The 23,852-nt window shown below is 67.2% G+C and carries 21 protein-coding genes; 18 read left to right on the forward strand and 3 right to left on the reverse strand.

Annotated elements, in window-relative coordinates; genetic code table 11:
* The 14 genes from AC5P67_RS13625 to AC5P67_RS13690 all read left to right on the forward strand — a co-directional run.
* The coding region (locus tag AC5P67_RS13625; protein ID WP_338322609.1) for an IS3 family transposase at positions 1-75 on the forward strand (75 nt) is incomplete at its 5' end.
* A gap of 570 nt (positions 76-645) precedes the next feature.
* Positions 646-1,059: a YciI family protein gene (locus tag AC5P67_RS13630; RefSeq protein WP_099530483.1), complete on the forward strand. Its 414-nt coding sequence runs from the start codon at positions 646-648 to the stop codon at positions 1,057-1,059.
* Positions 1,060-1,127: 68 nt separating this feature from the next.
* Positions 1,128-1,550 carry a VOC family protein gene (locus AC5P67_RS13635; protein ID WP_005407887.1) on the forward strand — a complete coding sequence of 141 codons (423 nt, stop codon included), beginning with the start codon at positions 1,128-1,130 and terminating at the stop codon, positions 1,548-1,550.
* Positions 1,551-1,584: 34 nt separating this feature from the next.
* Positions 1,585-1,995, forward strand: a complete 411-nt coding sequence (locus tag AC5P67_RS13640) for a VOC family protein (RefSeq protein ID WP_005407888.1) — start codon at positions 1,585-1,587, stop codon at positions 1,993-1,995.
* 24 nt (positions 1,996-2,019) lie between these two features.
* Complete coding sequence (locus AC5P67_RS13645; protein WP_005407889.1) at positions 2,020-2,376, forward strand: DUF1428 domain-containing protein; 357 nt, start codon at positions 2,020-2,022, stop codon at positions 2,374-2,376.
* Positions 2,377-2,421: 45 nt separating this feature from the next.
* Positions 2,422-3,684, forward strand: coding sequence for an RNA polymerase sigma factor (locus AC5P67_RS13650; protein ID WP_049395632.1), 1,263 nt, complete (start codon positions 2,422-2,424; stop codon positions 3,682-3,684).
* Between the two features lie 107 nt (positions 3,685-3,791).
* Positions 3,792-4,988 (forward strand): hypothetical protein, encoded by a 1,197-nt coding sequence (locus tag AC5P67_RS13655; protein ID WP_329754783.1) that lies wholly within the window; start codon positions 3,792-3,794, stop codon positions 4,986-4,988.
* Positions 4,979-6,079: a hypothetical protein gene (locus AC5P67_RS13660; protein ID WP_005407892.1), complete on the forward strand. Its 1,101-nt coding sequence runs from the start codon at positions 4,979-4,981 to the stop codon at positions 6,077-6,079. The genes AC5P67_RS13655 and AC5P67_RS13660 overlap by 10 nt, the downstream gene beginning before the upstream one ends.
* A 97-nt stretch (positions 6,080-6,176) precedes the next feature.
* Complete coding sequence (locus tag AC5P67_RS13665) at positions 6,177-6,854, forward strand: hypothetical protein (protein ID WP_012479008.1); 678 nt, start codon at positions 6,177-6,179, stop codon at positions 6,852-6,854.
* A 16-nt stretch (positions 6,855-6,870) separates the two neighbouring features.
* On the forward strand, positions 6,871-8,517 hold the full coding sequence (locus AC5P67_RS13670) for a CsgG/HfaB family protein (RefSeq protein ID WP_100438820.1): 1,647 nt from the start codon (positions 6,871-6,873) through the stop codon (positions 8,515-8,517).
* A 360-nt stretch (positions 8,518-8,877) separates the two neighbouring features.
* Positions 8,878-10,527, forward strand: coding sequence for a M28 family metallopeptidase (locus AC5P67_RS13675; RefSeq protein ID WP_111193893.1), 1,650 nt, complete (start codon positions 8,878-8,880; stop codon positions 10,525-10,527).
* Positions 10,528-10,739: 212 nt separating this feature from the next.
* Positions 10,740-11,999 (forward strand): sensor histidine kinase, encoded by a 1,260-nt coding sequence (locus tag AC5P67_RS13680; RefSeq protein ID WP_005407896.1) that lies wholly within the window; start codon positions 10,740-10,742, stop codon positions 11,997-11,999.
* Positions 11,989-12,759: a LytR/AlgR family response regulator transcription factor gene (locus AC5P67_RS13685; RefSeq protein WP_005407897.1), complete on the forward strand. Its 771-nt coding sequence runs from the start codon at positions 11,989-11,991 to the stop codon at positions 12,757-12,759. The genes AC5P67_RS13680 and AC5P67_RS13685 overlap by 11 nt, the downstream gene beginning before the upstream one ends.
* A gap of 34 nt (positions 12,760-12,793) precedes the next feature.
* Positions 12,794-13,138: a hypothetical protein gene (locus tag AC5P67_RS13690; protein ID WP_012479013.1), complete on the forward strand. Its 345-nt coding sequence runs from the start codon at positions 12,794-12,796 to the stop codon at positions 13,136-13,138.
* Positions 13,139-13,177: 39 nt separating this feature from the next.
* Here the strand turns inward: AC5P67_RS13690 and AC5P67_RS13695 are convergent, their stop codons facing one another.
* Entirely contained in the window at positions 13,178-13,792 is a 615-nt protein-coding gene (locus AC5P67_RS13695; protein ID WP_014645784.1) for a hypothetical protein, read from the reverse strand.
* 309 nt (positions 13,793-14,101) lie between these two features.
* Between AC5P67_RS13695 and AC5P67_RS13700 the strand changes: the two genes are divergently transcribed.
* Positions 14,102-15,031, forward strand: coding sequence for an oxygenase MpaB family protein (locus tag AC5P67_RS13700; RefSeq protein ID WP_049395678.1), 930 nt, complete (start codon positions 14,102-14,104; stop codon positions 15,029-15,031).
* Between the two features lie 178 nt (positions 15,032-15,209).
* Here the strand turns inward: AC5P67_RS13700 and AC5P67_RS13705 are convergent, their stop codons facing one another.
* Positions 15,210-15,797: a TetR/AcrR family transcriptional regulator gene (locus AC5P67_RS13705; RefSeq protein WP_005407901.1), complete on the reverse strand. Its 588-nt coding sequence runs from the start codon at positions 15,795-15,797 to the stop codon at positions 15,210-15,212.
* Between the two features lie 133 nt (positions 15,798-15,930).
* Here AC5P67_RS13705 and AC5P67_RS13710 point away from each other — a divergent pair, with 133 nt between their 5' ends.
* A complete protein-coding gene (locus tag AC5P67_RS13710; RefSeq protein WP_099604741.1) occupies positions 15,931-17,145 on the forward strand; it encodes an MFS transporter in 1,215 nt (404 codons plus the stop codon).
* The gene (locus tag AC5P67_RS13715) at positions 17,142-18,314 is read left to right on the forward strand and encodes an MFS transporter (protein ID WP_111174439.1); all 1,173 of its coding nucleotides are present in this window, start codon (positions 17,142-17,144) and stop codon (positions 18,312-18,314) included. Before AC5P67_RS13710 ends, AC5P67_RS13715 begins: the two co-directional genes overlap by 4 nt.
* Before the next feature lie 150 nt (positions 18,315-18,464).
* Here AC5P67_RS13715 and AC5P67_RS13720 read toward each other — a convergent pair whose 3' ends face one another.
* Complete coding sequence (locus AC5P67_RS13720; protein WP_005412116.1) at positions 18,465-20,576, reverse strand: M13 family metallopeptidase; 2,112 nt, start codon at positions 20,574-20,576, stop codon at positions 18,465-18,467.
* Between the two features lie 176 nt (positions 20,577-20,752).
* On the opposite strand from AC5P67_RS13720, the gene AC5P67_RS13725 reads away from it, so the two are divergent.
* Positions 20,753-23,815: a bifunctional diguanylate cyclase/phosphodiesterase gene (locus AC5P67_RS13725; protein ID WP_164173372.1), complete on the forward strand. Its 3,063-nt coding sequence runs from the start codon at positions 20,753-20,755 to the stop codon at positions 23,813-23,815.
* Positions 23,816-23,852 lie beyond the last annotated feature (37 nt).

Genomic DNA, 23,852 nt, shown 5'->3' on the forward strand with positions numbered 1-23,852 from the left:
CAGGAGCGCATCAAACTGAAACTGAAAGGTCTGAGCCCGGTAGAGTACCGGGAGCGGGCCCAATCGGCCGCCTGACCCCGTCCAAGTCTCGGGGGTCACTTCACCATGGGGGCTTGGCCGCGGCATCCATGCCGCGGACACCCCCGCCCCGCCTACCCACCCGGCCTTGGACAGATCTCTGCAGCTGATCCACCACGGAAAATCACAAACAAGAGCAAAAGCGGGTCGCTTCGCTCGCAAAGCCGAGGCCGAGGCCGCCAGCCAATCGCCGTTGTTTTTGTTTTTGCTTTTGCTTTTGCCTTTTTTCTTGATCTTCCCGTGGTGCGTGCCGGAGGCAGGAAACTGTCCAAGGCCGGGTGGGGAGGCAGGGCAGGGGCGTGAGCCGCATGGATGCGGCGACCGAGCTTACATGGACGTACTTGCAGCGTCCCCTGCCCTGCCTCCCCACCCGGCCAAACCCATGAACCCGAGCTTTCAGCGACCAACCCAACCCCACCACGGAGGGGCTCCGCCGTTCGCCGACCTCCGCCGAAGGCGCGCTTTCCGCGCAAGAAAAAAATTTCCAACAGACGTGTCGATTCCCAGCCCCCTGGTTCGTTGTACCCAATGAAGGGAACGCACCACGCGTCCCCACGGGAGACCGCAATGAAAGTGATGGTGATCGTGAAGGCCAACGCCGACTCCGAAGCCGGCCGCATGCCCAGTGAACAGGAATTGTCCGAAATGGGCGCCTTCAACGAGCAACTCGTGGCCGCCGGCATCATGCTGGCCGGTGAAGGCCTGCACGCCACCCAGCGCGGCCGTCGCATTCATTTCGGCGGCGGGGCACCCAAGGTCGAGGCCGGTCCGTTCGGTCCTGCCAGCGAACAGATCGCCGGCTTCTGGCTGTGGGAGGTGCGGTCGCTGGAGGAGGCCGTTGAATGGGCCAGCCGTGCGCCGTTCAACAGTGGCGGCACGCTGGAGCTGCGTCCGCTGATTTCAGCCGAAGACTTCGGTGAAGCCTTCACCCCCGACTTACAGCAGCAGGAACAGCGTCTGCGTGCACAGCTGGAAGGTTGACCCGATTCATCTCCCTGCCGGGCACGACCCGGCACTACTGCCCTAGAACCGCACAACGGAGTATTGCCATGAAACTGATTCCCTTCCTCGGCTTCAGCGGCCAGGCCCATGAGGCGATGGCGTTCTACGCCAAGGCGCTGGGTGGCCAGGTCACCTCGGAAATGAAGTACCGCGACATGCCGCCCTCCGACGGCTCGCCGGGCTGCAACGAAATGCCGCCGGAAACCCTCGACCACGTCGCGCACAGCCAGCTGGAGATCGGCAGCGCCATCGTGATGGCGGCCGACGGTCCCGGCGGCGGCGAGGGTGGCTCGACCACCATCAATGTCGACGTCGACAGCATCGAAGAAGCCGAACGCGTGTTCGCTGCACTGGCCGAGGGTGGCCAGGTGCAGATGCCGATTGCCGAAACGTTCTGGGCCCACCGCTGGGGCATGCTGATCGACCGCTACGGCAAGCCGTGGATGGTCAACTGCATGAAGCAGCCCTGATCCCCCTTTTTGTCATCCACAAGGAGCTTCACCGATGAGCGCACCACAACCGCAGATGATCTTCGTCAACCTGCCCGTGCAGGACCTGGGGAAGTCGAAGGCGTTCTTCACCGCGTTGGGCTACAGCTTCAATCCCACCTACACCAATGACGATGCGGCTGGCATGGTCATCAGCGAGAGCATCTACGTGATGCTGCTGACCCAACCTTTTTTCCAGCAGTTCACCAACAAGCCGATTGCCGATGCACACACTCACACGGAAGTGATCAATGCGCTCTCGGCCCCCAGTCGCAAGGCAGTTGACGAGTTGGTGGACAAGGCACTGGCTGCAGGTGCCAGCGAACCGCAGCCGGCGCGCGACTACGGCTTCATGTACCAGCGCGGCTTCCAGGACCTGGATGGCCATCTCTGGGAAATCGCACACATGGACGGCGAGCCGGGCTGACGGCCGCCGCAAGGGAGAACCCTCATGGCTTACGTGGATGCTTACGTGCTGCCGTGCCCACAGGACAAGGTGGCGGCCTACCGCCGCCTTGCCCGCAAGGCCGGTGCGGTGTGGAAGGACCATGGCGCGCTGCAGTACATGGAATGCGTGGCTGACGATGTGGAACCGGGCAAGAGCACCTCGTTCCCGCGTGCGGTCAAGGCAAAGCCGGGCGAAACGGTGATCGTCGCCTTCGTGGTGTTCCGTTCGCGCGCGGCGCGCGACCGCATCAACGCCAGGGTAATGGCCGACCCGCGGCTGGCGTCGCTGGGCCCGAAGGACATGCCGTTCGATACCAGGCGCATGTTCTGGGGTGGCTTCAAGCCGATTGTTGAAGCGTGAGCTGCGGCGCTTGTGCGGGCCGGGCGTGCGTGCTGTGATCGGCGCATGCCCGATCCCGCACTGACGCAGCGTCTGGAAACCCTCTGGCGGATGGAGTCGCCGGTGTTGATCGCGCGCCTGGCGCGGCTGCTCGGGGGCGATGTCGGCCGTGCCGAGGAGCTGGCCCAGGACACCTGGCTGGCCGCGCTGGAGCGCTGGCCGGAACAGGGCATCCCGGACAACCCCGGAGCCTGGCTGATGACCACTGCGCGCAACCGTGCCATCGATGTGCTGCGCCAACACCAGCGGGTGGCGCAGCAGCATGCGCAGTGGGGCGAGGAACTGCACCCAGCGGCGCTGCCGGCACCGGATGACAGCCAGGCGCTGGAGGATGACCTGGGTGACGATCTGCTGCGGTTGATGTTCGTGGCCTGTCATCCGGTGCTGCCGGCCGATGCGCGGGTGGCACTGACCCTGCGCCTGCTCGGTGGCCTGACCACCGTCGAGATCGCACGTGCGTTCCTGCAGCCCGAGCCGACCATCGCCCAGCGCATCGTGCGCGCCAAGCGCACCTTGGCGCAGAAGCAGGTGCCCTATGAGGTGCCGCGCGCGGACGCGATGCCCGAGCGGCTGGCTTCGGTGCTGGAGGCGATCTACCTGGTCTTCAATGAAGGTTACGCGGCCAGCGCCGGCGATGACTGGATGCGTCCGGCGCTGTGCGAGGAGGCACTGCGGCTCGCACGCATCCTGGCGCACCGGCTGCCGGTGCCGCCGGTGCTGGGCCTGCTGGCACTGATGGAACTGCAGGCATCGCGTGCTGCGGCACGGACCGACGCGCAGGGCGCGCCGGTGCTGCTGGACCAGCAGAACCGCGCGCGCTGGGACTGGCTGCAGATCGAACGCGGGCAGCAGGTGCTGGCCCGCGCGCTGGCCGCCGGTGGTGCTGATGATCCCTATGTACTGCAGGCGCGCATCGCCGCCTGCCATGCGGCTGCGCGTCGGGCTGAAGCCACCGACTGGCCACGTATCGCTTCGCTCTATACCCAGTTGCTGCGGGTGATGCCTTCGCCGGTTGTCGCTTTGAATCGGGTCGTGGCGGTGCTGCGCAGCGAGGGCGCGTTCGCTGCGTGGGCACAACTGCAGCCGCTGCTGGTGGATGCACGCCTGCGCGAGTACGCGCCCCTGCAGGTGGTGCGCGCGGAGATACTACAGGCGCTGGGGCGCGACCTCGACGCGCGTCAGGCTTTTGCCGAAGCCGCCAGACTCAGCCAGAACCAGGCGGAGCGGGGCCTGCTGCGCCAACGGGCCGGACTGCCGCCCCAGGAGTGACTGCGACGAACGCAGCACTTGTCGGCAGGCGCCTGAGCGGCTATGTTTCGCGCCCAGCGGACGCATCAGCGTCCGCATTCCGTGCGTATTGACCGAGGAGCGGTTGGATGTATTCAAGGACGAAGAGCGCATCGCGCGCTTTTGCGCGCCTGCTTGCCTGTGCCCTGTGCCTGGCCGTGTGGCCGATGGCCGCGCAGGCGGCTGACAAATCGCAGCAGGCCTACTGGGCCGGTTTTGCCTATACCGCGGATGCCGCTGCCGTGCAGGCGACCACGCCGCATGCGCATGCCGTGCTGGAAAAGCGCGGCCTGATCCCGCTGAACCAGACCCTGGCGCAGGCGCTCAAGCGCCGGCCGCCGGCGAACCTGGAGCTGATCGACCAGCCGGTGGCGATGCTCGACGGCACCACCAGCGCGACGGTGCTGGCCGCCGCACTGGACCGCGAACTGGTCTCGGTCGAGCCGATCGGCAACCAGTACAAAGTGCTGGTGGAAGTGGCCCTGCAGGCACTGTTCTTCGATTTCCGCGAGCGCCAGGTGATCGCGTCCTATCCGCTGACCCTGCAGCGCATCGACGTGCAGGATTACCGGCCGGACAACGACGATATCGACGCGATCGTCGCCGATCTGCTGTACGGCAGCGCCGATACCAGCCTGTCGCAGGTGCTGGCCGCCAGTCTCGCCCAGGCCAAGCTGCCCGATGCCGCCGTGCGTCGCCTGCAGGTCGGTGGCGTAACCCTGTCCGACGCGGTCCGCGCCAAGCTGCCCGACCCGAAGTGGGAAACCCCGCTGCGCGCCACGCTGGCCCATGAACTGTCCAAGACGCTGTCGTCCAATACCGGCATCGGCCTGCTGCCGCCGGCCTCGGGCCAGGCGATCGGTGGTGCGATGGCCGCCCGCTTTGCCGACGGCAAGGTCTACCAGCTGAAGATTCCCGAGCCGGACTACGTCATCACTGTGCAGGTCGATGCGCTGAAGAACGGCGTCATCAATGAAACCCCGGCGATGAAGACGATGCTGTTCGGCGCATTCTTCACCGCCAAAGTGACCGAACCGTTCTCCGGCAAGGTCTATTTCGAACAGCCGCTGCGCAAGGGCGCCACCAAGGTGGTGCCGGTCACGCAGTGGCAGGTCGACCAGTGGTCGGCCAGCTACGAAACCCTGCTGGCCGGCTTCGATGCCTTCGCCGGCGCCGCCGCCAAGCGTGCCGATTCGCGCGCATGGCTGGACGAACAGAAGCCGGGCGGACGCCCGTTGCAGCAGCAGACCCAAGCCCTCCAGGAGTTGATCAAGTCATGTCGTTGATGCGTACCATCCTGCTCATCCTCATCGCGCTGGTGGTGGCCTCGCCGGTCGCCGCGCAGACCGCGAGTTCGCGCGGTACCGGTTCGGCCAGCTACGGCCTGCGCCTGAGCGCCGACACCCGCGCCCAGGCCCTGAACAAGGCCAAGGTCAATGCACTGGAGGCGTACATCGCTGAAACCGGTGCGGCCAAGCTGCGCCTGTTCGAAGCCCGCCGCGCCGAGTTCATCGGCGAGATCGACCGTTATGTGCTCAGTGCCGTACCGCTGTCGGACACCGAAGACAAGAAGGCCAAGACCTACACCGTCACTGTCCGCGCCGAGATCAACACCACGCTGCTGCAGACCAAGCTGGACGCAGGTTCGGCCGTGGCCGGTGCCACCGCCGCGCAGCGTTCGCTGCTGACCTTCCTGTTCATGGCACGCTCGCAGGACACCGTGCAGTCGTTCCAGGACAAGGAATACCGCCGCGTCGACGCCAGCAGCAGCTACAGCGAGAACACCCGTGAAGGCGACAGCTTCCGTGGCAACTCGGTGAGCACCAACGGCAGCATCAACCAGAACGGTTCGGTGTCGGTCACCAGCGGTGGCAGCACCACCCAGCGCAGCGACAACATCAGCTGGAAGGTGGCCAACGCCGCTGAAGTGAACACTGCGATGACCGGTGCCTTCAGCGCCGCCGGCTACGAAGTGGTTGAAGCCGAGTACGTGGAAGGCGAATCGCGCGGCCTGCTGAGCATCGAGCGCATCCGCAAGGACTTCAGCACCGGCAACGACCTGTCTGCCGCCACCCTGCGCGATACCGCCAACGGCATCCGTGCGGCCAACATCCCCTACATCGCCGTCGGTACCCTCGACGTCGGCATGCGCGACCGCGATCCGGCCAGCGGCAACACCCGCGTGTTCGTCACGGTCACCGGCAAGGTGCTGGATGTGACCGGCCGTTTCCCGCGCACCGTGTCGTCGGTGGGCCCGGTGCAGTTCTCCGGCACCGGCCCGAATGAAACCGTGGCCCGTACCAATGCCCTGCAGCTGGCTGCCGAGAAGGCCGCCCAGCAGATGATCAACGAACTGAACGTCAAGGCAGTCCGCTGATCCGCCACCCGGTGGGTGCCGAGCTCGCTCGGCATCGCGCTGGGGTTACCGATTCCCACGTGCCGCTTCGCGGCCGTCTCTCCCAAAGGACACTCATATGATCCGCAATACCGCTCTTGTCGTGGCCATCGCTGCCGCCACCCTGTCGATGCCGGCCCACGCGGGCCTGGGCAAGCTGAAGGACCTGGCCGGTGCCGCCACCGGCACCTCCAGCAGCAGCGCCTCCAGCGCCGCCGCTCCGGATGAAGCCGCGCAGGAAGCGCTGGTGCGTCGTTTCGTCAGCTCGCAGTCGCACTCGCTGCAGGCCCAGACTTCGTTCGCCCGCGCCTTCGGCCTGGCCGAGCAGGTGCAGCTGCTGGAAGCCGAGCGCCAGGCGCTGTCGTCGGGTTCGGTCAGCGTCGATGCGATGAAGAAGTCGGTGTCGGTCAGCGAAGCTGCGCAGGCCGCGATCAACGAGCGCCAGGCCGCTCAGCCGGAACTGAACGCTGAATCCAAGCAGCACTACGCCGAAGGCCTGGTCTCGCTGCTGGCGTCGGCAGCCGAAGCACAGAAGCTGGGCGGCGAAGCCAGCAGCTTCACCGCCGGCATGAAGAACCTGGGCGCGACCCAGCTGGCCACCGTTGGCCGCAAGCTGGCAGCGGGCGCATGGGTGGCCAAGGAATCGCCGGGCTTCATCCAGGGCTTGTACGGTTCGACCAAGTCGGCCGTGACCTTCGCCAGGAAGAGCAAGGTGAAGGTGCCGTCCAACGCCGACTCGATGCTCGACTCGATCTGATCCGAGGCGAATCTCCATGCGTATGACAACCCGTTTGATCGGCCTGGGCCTGGCCGCCGCGCTGCTTGCAGCCTGCGGCAAGCAGGACACCCCGGCCGCCGCGCCCGCCAAGGACAAGGCAACCAGTGCACTGGCCAGCAATGCGCCAGTGGAAGCAGCGCCCCTGCGTGGCACGCCGGATTTCGGCGGCACCACCCAGGTCGCGCGCGAAGCGGACGGCATCGGCAGCACCCCGGAACTGGCGGTGCTGGCGGCGCTGCAGTCGGCCGTGGCGCAGGTCAACGGCGTACGCGTGGCCAGCCAGATGCAGGGCCTGCGCGCAGGCCTGCATGTGGATGTGGATGGCGAACACGTCGGCGATATCCGCGCCGACGCGTTCACCCAGCAGATGATCGCCGGCTCGCAGGGCGCGGTGCTGGGCTATGAAATCCTGTCGCAGGATGAAGTGCGGCAGCTGGACGAGGAAACCATCGCCCGCGTGCGCGCCAGCGATGAAGGCTGGAGCTTCAAGGGCTCGGCGTCGGCCAATGCGTCCGGCGAAGCCTCGGCCAAGAGCGGTTCGGCCTCGGCCAGCGTCAGGGAAAGCTACGACGAGAAGGTCAGCGTCGATGCCAAGCGTGGTGCAAGCTCGTTCGATTCCGACGTGACCCACCGCAGCATGCGCAGCTACTGGAAGGTGCGCGTGCGTGCACAGATCGCCCAGTACCGCGCACCGGACGAGCAGGGCAAGCCGAAGATCGTGGTTGCACTGCCGCGCACCAAGGCCGGCAGCTACGCCGTAGGCGATGGCCGCGTGGATGCCGATGAAGTGGCCGACGCGATCCGTGCGCGCCTGTCCGACACGCTGACCCAGACCCAGCGCTTCATCGTGCTGGACCGCGAATTCGGCGACGAACTGCAGGCCGAGATCGACCACATCAACAGCGGCAACGTGCGCCTGCAGGACACCGCGCGCGTGGGCCAGCAGCTGGCGACCGACCTGATCCTGATACCGACCATCGAACGCTTCGAGTACCCGCGCAGCGTGCGCAACCTGCGCATGTCCGACCGCCAGGTGACCTCGTACTCCGGTGGCGGCCGCATCACCCTGCGCCTGATCAACGCCACTACCGGCCAGGTGGTGATGTCCGACAGCTTCGACCACCAGCTGGCCTCGACCGGCCCCAGCACCCTGCCACGCGTGGTCAACGGCCGCAACATGGCCGCGGCGATGATGGAATCGCTGTCGGGCCAGATCGGCACCAGCATCGTCACCACGCTGTTTCCGGTGTCGGTGGTCTCGGTGGACGGTGACCAGGTGGTGCTGAGCCAGGGCGGTGACACCGTGCAGGCCGGCCAGCGCTGGCAGGCCGTGCGCCTGGGCGAAGAACTGAAGGACCCGCAGACCGGCCGCTCGCTGGGCCGCAGCGAACACCCGTGCTGCACCATCCGCATCGACCGCGTCGCTGCACAGACCTCGTACGGCACCATCGAAGACGGCGTCGACGCGATGCGCGGCGGTTTCCGTCCGGGCCAGATCGAACTGCGCCAGAAGCTGGGCAGCAAGCCGGCCGCCGCCGACGCAGGTGCGACTGCCTCGGCCGCTCCCGCAGCTGCCGCACGCCCGGCCGCCAAGCCGAAGCCCAAGGCGGCCGCCGCCCCGGCAGAAGACCCGAACTGGTAACAGGTTCAAGCAACACACCGATGGGGTCAGAGCCCTTTCCCGCCGGGAAAGGGATCTGACCCCTTCGTGTTTTCCATGCGTGTCGACCAAGGTCGACACCTACCAACAGCACCGGGAAGCTGTCGAAGGCGGGGTGGGTCCGGTTGCGGGGGTGTCCGCGGCATGGATGCCGCGGCCAAGCCCCCAAGGACGGGTTTGCGGCGTCCCCCGCAACCGGACCCACCCCGCCATCCCACCGAATGCCTGCTTCTGCTGTTGCTGTTGCTTCGGCTGATGCTGTTGCCCTGGCATCGGCAGGTGCAGGGCGCAGCCCTGCCGAATCCCATTACACTCCAGAAGGATTTCCTGCTGGAGAGAGCAATGAAACGAGTAGTACTGGGCCTGCTGGCCCTGTCGGTGTCGAGCGCACTGATGGCGGCCACCCCGAAATTCGACGGCGCGCGGATCTCCGCCGACGTCAAGGAACTGGCCTCCGACGCCTACGAAGGCCGCTCCCCGGCCACCGCCGGCGAAGAAAAGACCATCGCCTTCCTCAGCAAGCAGTTCGCCGACGCCGGCCTGCAGCCGGGCGGTGACCTCAAGGACGGCAAGCGCCTGTGGACCCAGGCCGTGCCGCTGCGCAAGGGCGACATCGTCGGCGCGCCGCAGTTGGCATTGCACCAGGGCGGCAAGACCCTGCCGCTGGAACAGGGCAAGCAGATTGCCGTGCGCGCCGCCATGAACGGGGCCAGCAACGTCGACATCAGCATGGCCCCGCTGGTGTTCCTCGGTTACGGCGTGAAGGCCCCGGAGCGCAACTGGGACGACTTCAAGGGCGTGGACCTGAAGGGCAAGATCGCCGTCGTGCTGATCAACGACCCGGACTTCGAGACCGGCCAGGGTGACTTCGACGGCAAGGGCATGACCTACTACGGCCGTTGGACCTACAAGTACGAAGAAGGCGCCCGACAGGGTGCGCTGGGCGTGCTGATCGTGCACGAGACCGCACCGGCGTCGTACGGCTGGGCGACGGTGGCCGGCTCCAACACCAACACCATGTTCGATGTGGTGCGCGACAACCCGGCCGACAGCCACCCGCTGCTGGAAGGCTGGATCCAGCGCGACCTGGCCGTGGAGCTGTTCCGCTCGGCCGGGCAGGACTTCGAGGCGCTGAAGAAGAAGGCGCAGCAGCGCGACTTCACCCCGGTGCCGCTGACCGGCGCCAGCCTGGACGCGAAGTACGCGGTGAAGACCGAAGTGATCACCTCGCACAACGTGGCCGCGCGCCTGGAAGGCAGCCACCACCCGGACGAGACCATCGTCTACAGCGCGCATTGGGACCACATCGGCGTGGGCGAGCCCGACGCACGTGGCGACCGCATCTTCAATGGCGCACTGGACAACGCCAGCGGCACCGCCTCGCTGATCGAACTGGCCCGTGGCTTCGCCAAGGCCAAGCGTCCGGAGAGGTCAGTGCTGTTCCTGGCGGTCACCGCCGAGGAAAAGGGCCTGCTGGGTTCGGAGTACTACGCCACCCATCCGCTGTATCCGCTGGAAAAGACCGTGGCGGTGATCAACATGGACGGCATGGCGCCGTTCGGGCCGTCGCGCGACTTCGGCATCTACGGTGCCGCGCGTTTCGAGCTGCTGGACCAGCTGAAGGACGTGGCCAAGGGCTGGGATATCCGCTACACCCCGGACCCGAAGCCGGAAGCCGGCCTGTTCTTCCGCTCCGATCACTTCCCGTTCGCCAAGCGTGGCGTGCCGGCGCTGTCGTGGTCGGCCGGCCAGGACTGGGTGAACGGTGGCGTGGCCGCAGGCAAGAAGGCCTCCGAGGACTACACCGCCAAGCGCTACCACCAGCAGGGCGACGAATGGCAGCCGGACTGGGTGTTCGCCGGTGCCGCCCGCGACCTGGAAGTGCTGTACACGCTCGGCAACCAGCTGGCCAACACGCGCAGCTGGCCGAACTGGAGCAAGGACGAATCGTTCCGCGCCGTTCGTGATGCCAGCGCCGACCAGCGCAAGTAAGGGCATGCGCCGGGTTCGCCCGGCGCCTCCCGGGTAGTGCCGGCCGCTGGCCGGCATCCCTGTGATGCATGCGGAGAAAGTGGGGAGCCGGCCAGCGGCCGGCACTACCAGATGGCTTTCCATCCCCACTTTTCCGGCCTTCGTCGCAGCCCGCTTGTTTGCCCGGCGGGCCGCCCTATGCTCGGCTCACCCCCTTCCTCCAAGGCGCCGCCGTGTTCGCCAGCCTCTCTCTCCTGATCCGCCACCTGCTGGCCTGGGCCGCCGCGCTGGTTGTCGCCGGCATGGTCTGGAGCGGCATCTTCAGCGGCATGAACGATGGCCCGGGCTGGGTGTTCGGCCTGCTGGCGATGTTCCTGATGATCTCCGCGCTGGGCAGCGCGATCACCCATGTGCGCCGGGTCTGGCTGGTGGCCGGCCGATTGGATTCGACCACGTTGTCCGGGCGCCAGCGCCGCCAGGTGGAACTGCCGATGGATGCCGGCCAGGCCTATGCGGTGGTGGAAGCGGCGATTGCCGAACTTCCGCGCGTGGAAGATGTGGAAAGCTCGGCCGGCAGCCTGCAGGTGCGCGCCTACGTGCGCCGGGTCGACCTCTGGAATGGCCGCCAGCCCTCGCGCTGGAACCTGCCGGCGCGGCTGGCGATCAAGCGCAACAGCGTGCTGGCGACGGTCACGCCGGGGCAGGGCACCAGTACCGTCACTCTGCTGTTCGAACCGGATGCCGGCTGGTGGGCCGATCTGCTGGCGCTGGATGAGGGCAGCAACTTCGAGAACGCCGAAGCGGTTACCCGCGCGATCAGCCGCCGCGTGGCCGACCAGCGCCGCGATGAGCAGGCCGCCGCCGAACAGACCCAGGTGGAAAAGGAATTGTCGGTCGCGCGCTTGAACCTGCTGCATGCGCAGGTGGAGCCGCACTTCCTCTACAACACGCTGGCCAACGCGCAGGTGCTGACCCGCACCGACCCGGCACGTGCCGAGCAGATGCTGGGCCACCTGATCCAGTACCTGCGCAGCTCGTTGCCGCAGGTGGACGAGTCGGTGTCGACGCTGGGCGTGGAGCTGGAACGCACGCGCGCCTACCTGGAGATCCTGCGTATCCGCATGGGCGCACGGTTGGCGGTGGAAGTGCAGGTACCGAATGAGCTGCATGGCGTGCACCTGCCGGCGATGGCACTGCAGACGCTGGTGGAGAACGCGATCAAGCACGGCCTGGAACCCAAGCCCGGCGGTGGCACGATCTGGATCCTGGCGCGTGGGTTCGATGACCATGTGACGGTGACGGTGGCCGACGATGGGCTCGGTTTCGGCCAGGGCACCAGCGGCACCGGCATCGGCCTGAAGAACCTGCGCGAACGCCTGCGCCTGACCTGTGGCGAGCAGGCCGGCGTGGCGATCGTTGCCAACTTCCCCAGCGGTGTGGCCGCAACCATGACCTTGCCGCAGACACACAAGGAGCGCAGCCATGCCGCTTGAAGCCCTCATTGCCGAAGACGAGGAACTGCTGCGGCAGTCACTGGTGGAACAGCTGCGCCGGTTGTGGCCGGAGCTGAAGCTGGTGGCCGAGTGCGAGGACGGCGCCAGTGCGCTGGAGCAGCTGGCCGAGACGCAGCCGGACATCGCGTTCCTCGACATCCGCATGCCCGGCATCAGTGGCATCGAAGTTGCGCGCTCGCTGTCCGAGCTGAGCCCGCGCACCCAGGTGGTGTTCGTCACCGCCTATGACCAGTACGCCATCGACGCGTTCGAGCAGGGCGCGATGGATTACCTTCTGAAGCCGGTCAGTGACGAACGCCTGCTGGCGACGCGTGAGCGCATCCTGTCGCGGCTGCCATCGACGCGCCAGGATGACGCCGTGCTTGAACGCCTGCTGCAGCGGCTGGGTCCATCGCAGGGTGCTGCCGAGCGCCCGCCGCTGGCCTGGATCACCGCCAGCAACGGCCGCGAGACGCAGCTGATCATGCTGGAAGATGTCGCCTACTTCCGTGCCGACAACAAGTACACCACCGTGGTCACCGCTGCCGGCGAGAGCCTGTTGCGCACACCGTTGCGCGAACTGCTGGAAGTACTCGACCCGCAGCACTTCCGCCAGATCCACCGCTCGACCATCGTCAACATGAAGGCGGTGGCGGCGGTCAGCCGCGACGATACCGGGCGCGGCGTGCTGCGGCTGCGGGGCCGGACGGAAACACTGGTGGTCAGCCAACCATTCATGAGCCTGTTCCGCGGCATGTAGCCGCACCGCACCTTTCCGCTACCAGGAGCATTGCATGCGTCCTTTCCTGCTTGCAGCCCTCGCTGCACTGGCGCTTGCCGGTTGCCAGAAGTCCACCGAAACCGCGATCACCCGCACCACTGCCAATGGCGTGGACACGCTGTACAGCAAGCGCACGGTAGTGGACGGCGTGGCGCGTTTTGAGTGCATGGCCAGCCGCAGCGGTCAGTGCCATTACCTGTTGCTGGACCCGGCCTGTCGTCCGGACGCGGCGTGTGCGAAAGCGCCGATACGGTCGTTCGCGTTGGCGGTCGGCACCACCCAGGAGTTCAGGGACCTGCCGAAGGGCTTCGCCCAGTGCGTCAGCGAGGATCGGAAAGAACAATGCCACCGTGAGTGATCACGGCGGCATTGTGGGTCCCCCCGCTTCCCTGAAGGGTCAGTAGGCAGGCTGCAGTGTCAGGTCGTGGTGGTGCTCGTTCTCGCCCACGTGGTTGAGGCGGCCGACCAGTTCGGAGTGCTGCTTCATGCGCCCGATCTCGGTCATGATGCGGATGTCCTCGTGGCGCAGCTCGCGCTTGGCGGTGACCGCCTGCTTGTAATCGAGCACTTCCGGGTAATGCTCGGCCAGGTCCAGTGCCTCGGCCACGTGCTCGACGCTGTCGGCCTTGGAGCTGATGCGTGCGCGACTGTTGAACGCCTTCATCCAGCGCTCGAAACCGGCCTGCTGATCGAACATGTTGGCCATGAACCAGATCACGAACAGGATCGAGACCCACGAGCCGAACACGACTACCACGCGGGTGAACGTGATATGGAAGTCGTCACGCCACAGGTAGTTGGCGATCAGGCCAAGAATCAGCAGCGAGGCCGCCTGCCAGCCGACGATCGAGGCGATCAGCCATTGGCACTTGGCCTGGGCCAGCACGGCTACTTCATCGCGGATCTGCTGCTCGCTGAGATTGCGCCAATGCGCAACCTGTTTATCGAACGGGCTGCTGTAGAGCTCGTTGTCGCGAAGCAGAATTCCCAAACCCTTGAACAAAGCAATCATGGCTGGCTCCTTGTGGAACGTGCGTCGATCAGCATTGGACGGTGTGGCGGGTCCAGTTCTAGCACTTCCAGCGAGCCGTGCAATGGGCGCCATGCCAAGCCGCGTAAGGGCCTTCTCTGAATCGGTGAATGTTGCTGCATCGCAGCATCGAGGCCGGAGCCTGCGACAGGATGTCGCAGGGTGAAATGTGCTGCGGCCGCACATGAAACCGTGGCTGCGTGCGAAGACTCGCCGCCGGCGTCGTGATCGCCCAGAATCGGGGCCGACCGCGCAACTCGCGGCCACCCTTTCGCTTTTCCTGGACCTGTGATGCCGGCTCTGCTGCAGCGACTCTCCCGCCCCGTCACCGCGCCGATCCGGCGCTGGGTACTGGAGGCCTTCCCGCGTGGCCAGAGCGGCATCGATTACGACCAGCCGCTGGGTGACCCGGGCTGGTTTGGACCTGACAGCGTGACCTGGCGCCTGCACGCGGAGTTCCCCTCGATGCTGGCCGGGGGCCTGTGTGCGCTGATGCTGCAGACCCTGCATCCGCGCGCGCTGGCCGGGGTCTACGACCACTCCAATTTCCGTCAGGACCTGGTGGGTCGCCTGCGTCGCACCACTGCGTTTGTCGCCGGTACCAGCTATGCACCCAGCGGGGAGGTAGAGGCGCTGGTGGCCAAGGTGCGCCGCATCCATGCACGGATCCGCGGCCAGACCGCGCAGGGCGAGCCCTACGCGGCGGACGATCCACAACTGCTGACATGGGTGCACGTGACTGAGGCGTTTGGTTTCCTGCAGGGCTTCCGTCGCTACGGGCGCGAGGTGCCGGCGCACATCGCCGACCGCTACTACGACGAGTACCGCCGCGTGGCCGAGGCACTGGGTGCGGTGGATGTGCCGCGCAGTGAAGCCGAGGTGGCAGCGTACTTCTGCGCGCGGCAACCGGAGCTGCGTGTGGACGAGCGCTCGCGTGAAGTGCTGGAGGTGTTGTCCGGCGTGCGCCTGCCGGTACCGGTGCCGGGGCTGTCGCGCGAGGTGTTCCTTGGCGCCGGTGCGGCACTGCTGCCGGACTGGGCCGAAGGCATGCTTGAACGCAGCGGCCGCCAGCGTGCGCAGGCGGCCGCTTCAGCGAAGTTGATGCAGGGCATGGCGCCGCTGTTCCGCCGTGCGCTGCCCGATGGCCTCGCCAGCCGCGCCTGTGCGCGCATGGGCGTGCCGGTGTCGGTGCTGCGCGAGTGGCCCACCGTTCCCCGGTAGGTGCCAATCTTGGTCGGCACGCGTTGCGCGATATAGCTTCATCCACGCATGGCGTGGATCTACTGATGCCATGGTTCTGGTTGGCACGCGCTGCGCGCGGTGCCGCAGAAGGGCCAACCAAGGTTGGCCTCTACCAGAGCGGATGCGGCAGCATATCCACGCCATGCGTGGATGGGCCTCACCCGGCCGACTTCAAGCCACGCAACAGCATTTCCAGCGCCGTCGTCGCCTGCCGCAGGCGCGCGTCGCCATCCTCGCCCTCGGCGATCCAGAACGCGGCCTCGGCCAGGCTGCCGTAGATCAGCGATGCCAGCGCCTGCGCATCCACCGGCATCGCTACGCCCTGCGCGATCAACTGTTCGATCAGGCGCTGCATCGAGTGGACGCAGTGGCGCTGCGATTCCGGTGAGGCGCCACCCAGCACCGCGCGCGCGTCACGCAGCACGATGCGCTGGATCTCCGGCTCCAGCGCCATCTCCAGATAGGCACGGCAGCGCTGTACGAAACCGTCCCAGGCATCATCCGCGCCATCGCTGATCGCCTGCAGGCGCAGGTCGGTCTCGGCATCGAGCTGGGCGACCACCGCGGCCAGCAGGCCCTTCTTGTCGCCGAAGTGGTGGTAGAGCGCACCCCGGGTCAGGCCGGCCTGGGCGGTCAGGTCATCCATCGAGGTGGCGGCATAGCCATGCTCGCTGAACACGCGGCGGGCGGTGGCCAGCAGGCTGGCACGGGTTTCTTCCATCTCGGCGCGGGTGCGACGGACCATCCGGAACTCCTTACATACGCAGTGCATGATTATTTACATACGACGCGTATGAATGTAGGCTCTTATTCATACGCTCTGTATGTATTGTCGTGGCGCCGGGAGCGCCAGGCAAGCCGCTGCCCTGGAGATCCCGATGGCCACCCCCTACCGCGACCTGTTCGCCGCCCCCGGCACCGCCGGCCTCGCCCTGGCCGGCCTGCTGGCCCGCCTGCCGCTGCCGATGACCGGCATCGGCATCATCACATTGCTGTCGCAGCTGCGCGGCAGCTATGCCTTGGCCGGTGCGGTGTCTGCCACCTTCGTGCTGACCTATGCGCTGCTGTCGCCACAGGTATCGCGCTGGGTCGACCGGCGCGGGCAGGGCAGGGTGCTGCCATGGGCTACTGCGGCCAGTGCGGCAGGGTTGTTGCTGCTGCTCGCGTGCACGCTGCTGGCTGCGCCAGACTGGGCGCTTTTCGTCGCCGCCATGCTGGCTGGATGCATGCCCAGCGTGTCCGCAATGGTGCGCGCACGCTGGACTGCGATCCATCGCGGTCGCCCGCAGCTGCAGACCGCGTATTCGCTGGAGACCGTGTTCGATGAGGTGACCTTCATCGTCGGTCCACCGTTGTCAGTGGGGCTGTCGGTGGCGGTATGGCCACAGGCCGGCGTACTGGCGGCCGCCCTGTTGCTGGTGGTCGGCGTCGCCGCATTGGTGCTGCAGCGGGGCACCGAGCCGCCGCTGCAGCAGCACGAAGGTGCAACTCCCTCGGGCTCGCTGCTGCGGCACACGGAGATCCGCCTGCTGGCGTTGCTGATGCTGGCGATGGGCGTGATTGTCGGTACGGTCGACATCACCAGCGTGGCCTTCGCCGAACAGCGGGGGCAGCCGCTTGCCGCCAGCGTGGTGCTGTCGGCCTATGCGCTGGGCAGCTGCGCGGCGGGCCTGCTGTTCGGGGCACTGAAGCTGCAGGCACCGTTGCGGCGCCTGTTGCTGGCCGGCGCAGTGGCCACCGCACTGACCACGTTGCCGCTGCCGTGGGTCGGCAGCCTGCCCGGGCTGGTCGTGGCGGTGCTGCTGGCCGGGGTGTTCTTCGCGCCGACGATGATCGTGGCGATGTCGCTGGTCGAACAACGCGTGCCCGAATCGCGCCTGACCGAGGGCATGACCTGGCTGCTGGCCGGATTGAACATCGGCGTGGCGCTGGGCGCGGCGCTGTCCGGGCAGAGCGTCGATGCGGGGGGCGTGCGTAGCGGCTTTGTCGTTGCACTGGTGGCAGGCGGGGGCGTGCTGCTGTTGGCCGTACTCGCGCGACGTGCCTTGCGCCCGTCTGCTGCATCCACCTCCCCTGAAGGCATCATCCCGTGAGCGCTTCATCGCCTGCGCATGCCGCGCCTGTGCATCGCCATCCGTGGTGGGCGGTTTCTGCGGTTGGCCTCGCCACCTTCTCGGTTGTCACCACCGAAATGCTGCCGGTGGGCCTGCTGACCCCTGTCGCCGAAGATCTCGGCGCGTCCACCGGCACCGCCGGCCTGATGATCTCGCTGCCGGCCCTGCTGGCGGCAGTGTTCGCACCGCTGGTGGTGATCGCAGCCGGCGGCATCGATCGTCGCCGCATTCTGTGCGTGCTGCTGGGGCTGCTGCTGGTCGCCAACGTTGCTTCGGCGCTTGCACCCGGCATCGGCTGGCTGCTGGCCGCGCGCGTACTGGTGGGGTTCTGCATGGGCGGGATCTGGGCCATCGCTGGTGGGCTGGCAGCACGCCTGGTGCCGGCGCATCGCATCGGCCTGGCCACCTCGATCATCTTCGGGGGCGTGGCCGCAGCATCGGTTCTGGGGGTGCCGCTGGGTGCACTGATCGGCGACGCCCTGGGCTGGCGCTTCGCGTTCGCAGCGATGGCGCTGTTCAGTGCGGCGGTGATGCTGCTGCAACTGTGGGTGGTTCCCGCGTTGCCGGTGGTGGCGTCGGTGCGCCCGGCGCAGTTCGTGCAGCTGCTCGGCCACCGTGGCCTGCAGCGCGGCCTATGCCTGACGCTGCTGCTGGTAGCAGGTCACTTCATTGCGTTCACCTATGTGCGCCCGTTGCTGACCCTGCGATCGGGCGTGGATGCCGCTTGGATCGGCGCGCTGCTGTTCGCCTATGGCATGGCGGGCATCGCGGGCAACTTCATCGCCGGACCACTGGCCGCTCGTCATCCGCGCGGCATGCTGCTGGCGATCTCTTGCGGCCTGCTGCTGACGCCGTTGTTGTTCCTGTGGCTGGGCGGCACACCCTCCGGCGGCATTGTGGTGCTGTTGCTGTGGGGCCTGGCCTATGGCGGCGTGTCGGTCGGCCTGATGAGCTGGATGATGAAGGCAGTGCCGCACGCGGTGGAGATCGCCACCGCGCTGTATGTCGGTGTGTTCAATATCGGCATCGCAATGGGCGCGTGGGGCGGTGGACGGCTGCTGGATGGCGTGGGCCTGCATGCGAATCTGTGGGTCGCGGCCGGGCTTGCCATGGTCGCCACGCTGGTGATTGCCACAACGCGCCGGTAGATCCACGCCATGCGTGGATGGCTTGTAGTCCTGTAGACCTGTAGATATGCCGACCAAGGTTGGCATCCACCCGAGCGGGGCATTCGCCAACCGAGGTTGGCAGCTACCGGGAAATGAAACGGGCGCCTCGCGGCGCCCGTTCCGGTTACATCACCACACCTTGACCCGCTTGTCCGGGGCCAGGTACAGCTTCTGGCCTTCCTTTACTTCGAACGCCGGATACCAGGCGTCGATGTTGCGCACGGTGAGTGCGCGGAACTGGCCTGGCGCATGCACATCGGTCAGCAGCGAGTTGCGCAGCGCCTGCTCGCGGCTCTTGCTGCGCCACGCCTGGGCGAAGCCCAGGAAGAAGCGCTGGTCCGGCGTGAAGCCTTCCAGGGTCTGGCCCGGCTTGCCCTGCAGCGACAGCTGGTAGGCATCGTAGGCAGTGCCCAGGCCGGCCACGTCGGCGATGTTCTCGCCCAGGGTCAGCTTGCCGTTCACATGCACGCCCGGGAACGGCTCGTAGCTGCTGAACTGCGCGGCCAGCGCATCACCGGCGGCGTTGAACTGCTTCAGGTCCTCGGCGGTCCACCAGTTGTGCAGCTTGCCGGTCTCGTCGAACAGCGCGCCGGCATTGTCGAAGCCATGGCTGATCTCATGGCCGATCACCGCGCCGATCGCACCATAGTTCACCGCGTCGTCGGCGGCACCGTCGAAGAACGGCGGCTGCAGGATCGCGGCCGGGAACACCAGGCGGTTTTCCAGCGGCACGTTCATCGCATTGATGGTCTGCGGCAGCATCGCCCACTCACTGTGGTCGACCGGCTTGCCCAGCTTGGCGATGTTGCGCTGGTATTCGAACAGCTCGGCGCGCTGTGCGTTGCCGAGCGCGTCATCGCGGCGGATCTCCAGGCCGGTGTAATCACGCCACTTCTCCGGGTAGCCCATCCCCACGGTCAGGCCGGCGACCTTGGCCTTGGCATGCGCCTTGGTCTGCGGCGACATCCACGACAGTGCGTCAATGCGCTTGGCGAAGGCGGCGATGATGTTCTTCGCCATTTCGTCCGCACGCTCCTTGGTCCTGGCGTCGAAGTGCTTCTCGACATAGCGCTTGCCGATGGCCTCGCCGACAGCATGGTTGGCATCATCCACGGCGCGCTTCCAGCGATCGCTCTGCTGCGGCGTGCCGCTCAGCGCGGTGCCATGGAAGGCGAAGCGGGCGTCAGCGAACTTCTTCGGCAGGTAGGCGGCGGCACGGTCCAGTGCGTGGAAGGCCAGGTAGTCCTTCCACACCTCCAGCGGCTCGGTGGCGACCAGCCTGGACAGGCCGGCCACGGCCTTGGGCTGCCACACGATGAAGTCCTGCTGCTCGCCCAGCGCGGCCGCATCAAGGAAGGCGTTCCAGTCCATGCCCGGTGCCTTGGCGTTGAAATCGGCCTGGGTCCACGGATTGGCACCCTTGGTCACGTCGTTGGTTTCTTCCTGGGTGGCATGCGCCTGCGCGATCTTCGTCTCCAGCGCAAGGATGCGCTGTGCCTTGCCGGCCGGGTCGGCCACGCCGGCCAGCTGCAGCATCTGCGCGATGTAGCCCTGGTACTGCTTGCGCAGTTCGGCCATGCGGCCGCCGCCCAGGTAGAAGTCGCGGTCGGGCATGCCCAGGCCGCCCTGCACGAGGTACGGCGCGGTGCGGTCCGGCTGCAGCATGTCGACCGAGACCCACAGGCCGAACAGGCGGTCGGTGTAGAAGTTGGTGGCATTGAGCAGGTCGACGTCGGCGCGCATCTCGCCGCCGAGGGCACGTGCCAGGCCAGCCTTGTCGGCGATGGTCTCGATGGCCTTCAGCTGCGGCTGCACCGGGGCGATGCCGTGCTGCTCGATGCCGGCTTCGTCCATGTAGGCGGCGTAGTAGTCGCCGATCAGCTTGTCGTCACCGCTGGCCTGCGCATTGCCGGCCGCACCCTCGAGGATGGCGCGGGTGTCGGCCAGGGTCTTTTCAGCGATGACGTTGAAGCTGCCGAAGCGCGAACGGTCGGCCGGAATCTCGGTGTTCTTCACCCAGGTGCCGTTGGCGAAGCTGAAGAAGTCATCGCCGGCCGCGATGCTGCGGTCCATGCCGCTGGCATCGAAGCCGAAGCTGCCCAGCATCGGCTTGGCGGCAGCGGGTGCAGCCTCGGCGGGCTTGGCGGTGCCAGCGGCCGGATCGGCCGGACGGTCGCAGGCAGCCAGGGACAGGCTGGCAACGATGGCCAGTGCCAGGGTGGGACGGCGCAGCTTGGACATGGACTTCTCTTGCAGCGGAAAACCCCAAGTCTAATCCGCCGCAGCCCGGCTGGCCGTCCCTGTGGCTGGCCGGTCCTGTGCAGGATCTGGCTGAACGCGCCGAAGCGATCTTCACGCCGTCACCGGGGTGGTGCATGCTGGGCCCTGGAGCCCTGCGCGGACACGGGGAGGTGGCCATGCAGGACGGGGTCAGGCGTCAAGAATGGCGTCCGCCGGCCGTTGAGGTCGGGGATGTGGAGGATTCGTTCGCGCATGAAGCCAGCCGACTGCACAAGGAAGATCGACCGATGCCCGCGTTGAAGCGGGCGTTGGCCCGTCCGTTGCGCGCCATCACCTGGGGCGGCGTGCTGCTGGGCCTGTTGCTGGTGGCCGGATTGGCCACCATGCTGGCCAACGACTATCACCGCCGCCTGGAGGCGGCGCAGCGGCAGAGCCGGGCGCTGGCGGTGGGGAGCGAGCGCCTGCTGGCGCTGGAACTGCGCAATCTGGAGCGGGCGATGACCGGCATCGCCGGCGATGCCGGTGAGTTGTTCCGCAGCGTGCCGTCACAGGCCCCGGTACTGCTGGATGCGGCCATCGGTGGCGTGCTGCGCCGCCACGCTGAACTGCACAGCATCGTGGTGCTGGACCGCCACGGGCGCGCGCTGACCGCCGGGCGCGGCGACCTGCAGCTGCCGCTGTGGACCGACCCGCTGCGCCGGGGGCAGGGCAGTGCCCTGTACATCGGCCCGCCGCAGCGGGCCAGCGATGGCGACTGGGTGGTGCCGCTGGCACTGCCGATGGCCGGTGAACGCTGGCTGTTGGCGCGGCTGCGCTGTGGTGAACTGCAGCGCATCGCCGGCGGCCTGGATGTTGGTCCCAACGGGCTGGTCTCGATCACCGACGCCGAGGGTTACATGCTGGCGCGCGTGCCCGATCCGCATGGCACGGTCGGTCGCCGCTACGACCTGCCGCGGCGTGACCTGCTCGGCAAGCAGGCGGTGGTCGAGCTCGGCAGCCTGCCCGGCGTGGTCGATGGTGTGCCGCGCATCACGACCATCAGTACGCTCGACCGCAGCCCGCTGGCGGTGCAGATCGGCCTGGCCGATGAGGACGTGCTGGCACCCTGGTGGCCGTACCTGCAGGCATCGGTGGCGATCGTGCTGGCCTACATCGTGGTGCTGCTGGTGCTGCTGTATGCGGTGCGCCGCAGTACCCGCAGCCAGCAGGCGATGGCCGAGGAACTGAAGGCGGGCCATGCCGAGCTGCGTCTGGCCCATCAGGTCGGGCGTGTCTGCACGTGGTACGTGGATGAGGACGCCGCGCTGCTGCGCTGGTCCCCCCTGGCGCGCGAGATCTTCGGCGTGCAGACCGATGCGCTGCCGGTAGCCGACTTCTTCGCTCGCGTGCATCGCGATGATGCCGCGCGCCTGCAGCAGGCTTTCGACCAGGCCTTTGCCGGCGGCGCAGTGCTCGACCAGGTGTTCCGCCTGGTGCTGCCCGGTGGTGAAGTGCGCTGGGTGGGCGCGCGCGGACAGCGGGTGGAGGTGGCCGACAGCGAACGACGCATGATCGGCGCGTTGACCGACCTGAGCGAACGCTACCAGGCGCGCGAGCAGATGAGCGAAGTGGAACGCCGCTTCCGCCTGCTGTTCGACCGCAACCCGGCGCCATTCTGGGTGTTCGACCCGGACACGCTGCGCTTCATCGAGGTCAATGACGCGGCGGTGCGCCAGTACGGCTACAGCCGCGAAGAGTTCCTGGCGATGAGCATCCTCGACATCCGCCCGCGCGAAGGCTGGGACGAGGTGCGTGGTGCCATCCAGCGCGCGCAGGTGGGCGATCCCCCCGACGCAACCGTGCGCCTGCACCGGCGCAAGGACGGCAGCGTGTTCGAGGTGCGCGCACACCTGTCCAAACTCGATTTCGACGGACAGCCCGCGTGCCTGGTGCTGGCCGAGGATGTGAGCGAACGGCTGGCCTACGAGCGCGACCTGGCCTACCAGGCACGGCACAACCCGGCCACCGGCCTGCTCAACGTGCGTGCGTTGACCGACCAGCTGGATGAGCAGGGCGAGGGCTATACCATCGCCTTCGTGCAACTGCGCGGACTGCAGCTGGTGGCCGATACGCTGGGCCGTGAGATCGGTGATGCCGTGCTGCAGTCGATGGCGACCCGCTTGGGCGGGTTGGGCGCACGCTGCGGCACGCTGGCGTTCCAGCCGGCGGAGGACTTCGTGTTCGCCATTGGTTCGGAGCACGATACCCAGCGCGTGCTGGACGACCTGCTGCAGATCGTGTCGGCACCGATGCGTGGCAAGGATTCACTGCACCAGTTCGAGCCGCGCATCGGCGTGGCGGTGCATGTGGCCGGTGACGGCCACAGCGCCGAACAGGTGATCGGCATGGCCGCGCAGGCGGCGCACGCGGCGCGTGCGGAGGGCAACGTGGTGGTCTGGTTCGACGCAGCGGTGACCACGCGGCTGGCCGACCGGTTGCGCCTGGCCGGGCGCATCCATGCGGCCATCGACAACGAGTTCCAGCTGTACTTCCAGCCGATCCGGCATGCCAGCGATGGCAGCCCGGCGGCATTGGAGGCATTGCTGCGCTGGCCGCAGGCTGATGGCAGCTTCATTCCGCCCAATGAGTTCATCCAGCTGTGCGAGGACACCGGGCTGATCCTGGCACTTGGCCGCTGGGTGATCCGAGCGGCAGCGAAGGCGCAGCGGCGGTTGGTCGAGGCCGGGTGGGGCGAGCTGCCGATTGCGGTCAACGTCTCGGCCGTGCAGTTCTTCAACAGCGACCTGGTGGCCGAGTTCACCCGCGCCCAGCAGGAGTTCGGGTTGGCGCGGGGTGCGCTGCATGTGGAACTGACCGAGAGCAGCCTGATGCGCAAGCCGGGGCAGGCGATGCAGACCATGCAGCGCCTGCACGAGCAGGGCATCAGCGTGTCGCTGGATGACTTCGGCACCGGCTATTCCAGCATGTCCTACCTGCAGCACCTGCCGCTGGACATCCTGAAGATCGACCGCAGCTTCGTGGCGGACGTGGAAACCAATCCACGCAACGCCTCGATCTGCCGCGCACTGCTGTCGCTGGGCCACAGCATGGGCCTGACCATCATCGCCGAAGGCGTGGAGACGCCGGGACAGCTGGACTGGCTGGCTGCGCACGGCTGTGACCAGGTGCAGGGCTACCTGCTGGGACGGCCGGCACCGCTGGAACGGATCATCGACGCGCTGGATGAGGTCGCCGCCTAAGTGGTAGTGCCGGCCGCTGGCCGGCATTCGCCCAGGA

This window comes from Stenotrophomonas sp. YJH_SMC_21, assembly GCF_059369555.1.